At 46.3% G+C, this 2,984-nt stretch carries 3 protein-coding genes; all 3 read left to right on the forward strand.

Annotated elements, in window-relative coordinates; genetic code table 11:
• Positions 1 to 721, forward strand: a 721-nt coding sequence (locus AB1466_03895) for a GAF domain-containing protein (protein MEW6189238.1), incomplete at its 5' end; no start/stop codon positions are given.
• The gene (locus AB1466_03900; protein MEW6189239.1) at positions 718 to 1,404 is read left to right on the forward strand and encodes an HD-GYP domain-containing protein; all 687 of its coding nucleotides are present in this window, start codon (positions 718 to 720) and stop codon (positions 1,402 to 1,404) included. The genes AB1466_03895 and AB1466_03900, both read left to right, overlap by 4 nt.
• A 121-nt stretch (positions 1,405 to 1,525) precedes the next feature.
• The gene (pabB, locus tag AB1466_03905; GenBank protein ID MEW6189240.1) at positions 1,526 to 2,950 is read left to right on the forward strand and encodes an aminodeoxychorismate synthase component I; all 1,425 of its coding nucleotides are present in this window, start codon (positions 1,526 to 1,528) and stop codon (positions 2,948 to 2,950) included.
• Positions 2,951 to 2,984: the final 34 nt, after the last annotated feature.

The following is a 2,984-nucleotide window of genomic DNA, read 5'->3' on the forward strand; positions in this document are numbered from 1 at the left end:
CATTTTGGGAGCTTATTGGTGGGGTCTCAAGGGAGGACTGGGTACAAGTTTAATTTTAGGCTTTATTCACTTATTCCCGCACATCTTGACGGCTAATTTAATGAGCCAAAACATTGCCGGGAGCATCCTCTTTGTAGCTATTGGATTAGTGGTGGGAGTCTTATCTGACCAGAGAAAACGGATCATAACGCATTTGCAAGAAGTTACGGAAAAGCTGAAGCGAACCCAAGCTAATTTAATTAAATCCCAAAAGCACCTCGAAGCCTGGAGCAAATCCCTGGAACAATCGATACAGAAAAGAATCAACGAATTGAACACGTTGTTCGAAGTGAGTAAGGTCTTGGGTTCAATCTTCAACCTCCAGGAGGTATTGGAATTCATCTTGAAATCCTCTTTGAGGATCCTGCATGCCAATACGGGTTCCGTGATGCTTCTCGATGAGGAAACGAAGGAGCTCAGGATCAGAGCGGCCAAAGGCTTGAGCGAGGAAGCTGTGGAAAAAACCCGCTTGAAACTGGGCGAGGGGATAGCGGGTTGGGTAGCAAAGATGGAAAAACCCCTGCTCATATCGAACATTTCGAAAGATACCAGATTCAAAAAGTTTAAGTCCAAGGAGGAACTCTACTCCGCATTATGCGTCCCCCTAAAAGTCGAAGATAAAATAATCGGCGTGCTCAATGTGGGTGCCACTTACCCCATGAATTCACCAAAGATGATTTGAGGATATTATCCATCTTGGCTGGTGAAGCAGCTGTAGCCATAAGGAATGCTCAGTTGTTCACTCAGCTTGAGGAGTTATATATGGAGACGGTGAAGGCCTTCGTTAAAGCCATCGAAGCTAAAGATTCCTATATTAATGGACATTCTGAGCAAGTGACAAGCTACGCCGTAGCCATAGCTCGTGAATTGGGCTTGCCAAGAAAGGAGATAAACATGATAAGAACCGCTTCGCTTCTACACGACATCGGGAAGATAGGAATCGATGAGGGCATCCTCAGTAAACCCGCGAAATTAACCAAGGAAGAATATGACGAGGTGAAAAAGCATCCACTGATAGCTACCCAGATAATTGGACACATTCCATTGTTCAAGAAGGTGATACCCATCATTTTCCATCACCATGAGCATTATGATGGAAGTGGTTACTTATCTGGACTCAGGGGTGAAGAAATTCCCCTGGGATCGAGAATATTAGGAGTTGCGGATGCCTTTGATGCCATGACCTCTGAACGACCCTATCGTCCCGCTTACACCTTGGAGGGTGCGGTGAGGGAGTTAAAGAAAAATGCCGGCTCACAATTCGATCCAAAGATAGTTGAGGTTTTATGTACTCTCATTGAGAAATCGAAATTGCCAAAAATCAAAGAGAAGATGAAGAGGGAAAGATTGAAGATAGTGAGGTAAGGATTTCTCTTGAAAGGGGAGGGGAGTCGTATTATACTTGTCCCTAGACTAGTATGTCAGCCTAAATTGGGCACCCAGCTAATCGGTTGGGTGCCCAATTTTTTAGGTCTGGTGATGGGATGTGAAAAATCTCCTATCGAGAGAATTGGTAGTACCCTTGGTGAAGGAAATCTCCATTCCCATCTCCTCTTTCGAAGCCTTTGAGCGTTTGAAGGATGAACCCCATAGCTTCTTTTTGGATAGCCAGATGGACCCTCAAAAGTTGGGACGGTTCTCTTTTATGGGAAGCGACCCCTTCCTTATCTTCAGAAGTAAAGGTAGTAAAATCGAGATCACAGAAGAGTCTCATCACCGAATGCTTGAGGGTAATCCCTTCGATATCCTCAGGAGTTTGCTGAATCGCTATGGGCTAGATGCACCACCTGGTGTATTCCCTTTCCTGGGGGGAGCGGTGGGATATTTCGCTTATGATCTTTGCCACTTCATCGAGGAACTTCCGTCCCAAGCCATCGACGATTTAGACTTACCCCATTGTTACCTCTGTTTTTACGATCGAGGAGTGGTCTTTGATCATCTGAATGGCAAGATTTATTTAGTTTCCACCGGTTTTCCCGAAGAGAATCGGAGTAAGGCTGAGATTAGAGCCGAAGCCAGGCTAAGAGAGCTTGAAGATAGGTTGCGGAGGGAAACGAATTCGGTGCGTCAATCCCTGCAACATCCCGGTAAGGTTTCGCTCCGCTCCAATTTCACTAAGGAGGGATATCTGGAAGCGGTGCAGACAGCGAGGGAATATATCATCGCCGGTGATATCTTTCAGGCGAACCTCTCCCAGAGATTTGAGACCGCTTTACCCATACCTCCCTTCGAATTGTATAAGAGGCTGAGGAGCGTAAATCCAGCACCCTTTGCCGCCTTTTTGAATTTTGATGGAATCGCGGTGGTCAGTGCATCTCCGGAGAGGTTTCTTAGACTCAGTGGAAGAGGGGTGGAAACGAGGCCGATCAAGGGGACTCGACCAAGGGGCAAAGATCCGGTGCGAGATGGGGCATTGGCCCGGGAGCTCATGGATAGTGAAAAGGATAAAGCTGAGCACATAATGATAGTGGATCTTGAAAGGAACGACCTGGGGCGGGTTTGCGAGTACGGATCGGTTAGGGTATCCGAGTGCATGATCCTGGAGACTTATGCCACCGTCTTTCATCTGGTCTCAACGATCGAGGGAAGACTCTGTGAGGATAAAGACCGCTTCGACCTCCTGAAAGCTTGTTTCCCAGGAGGTTCAATAACAGGAGCTCCAAAGGTGAGAGCCATGGAAATAATAGATGAGCTCGAACCAACCAAAAGAAACATTTACACTGGCTCCATAGGATACTTGAGTTTCACGGGCGATATGGATCTAAATATAGTCATCCGAACCTTTTTGATAACCGAAGGCAGGGCTTACTTCCAGGTGGGTGGGGGCATAGTTTTTGATTCGGATCCAGAGGCTGAATATGAGGAGACCCTGGATAAGGCAAGAGCTCTGATTAAAGCATTGAATCTGTAGCTTTGAATGCGGCAAATTTAATCTTAAATCTTTC

This window comes from Actinomycetota bacterium, from assembly GCA_040755895.1.
GTDB lineage: Bacteria > Actinomycetota > Aquicultoria > Subteraquimicrobiales > Subteraquimicrobiaceae > Subteraquimicrobium.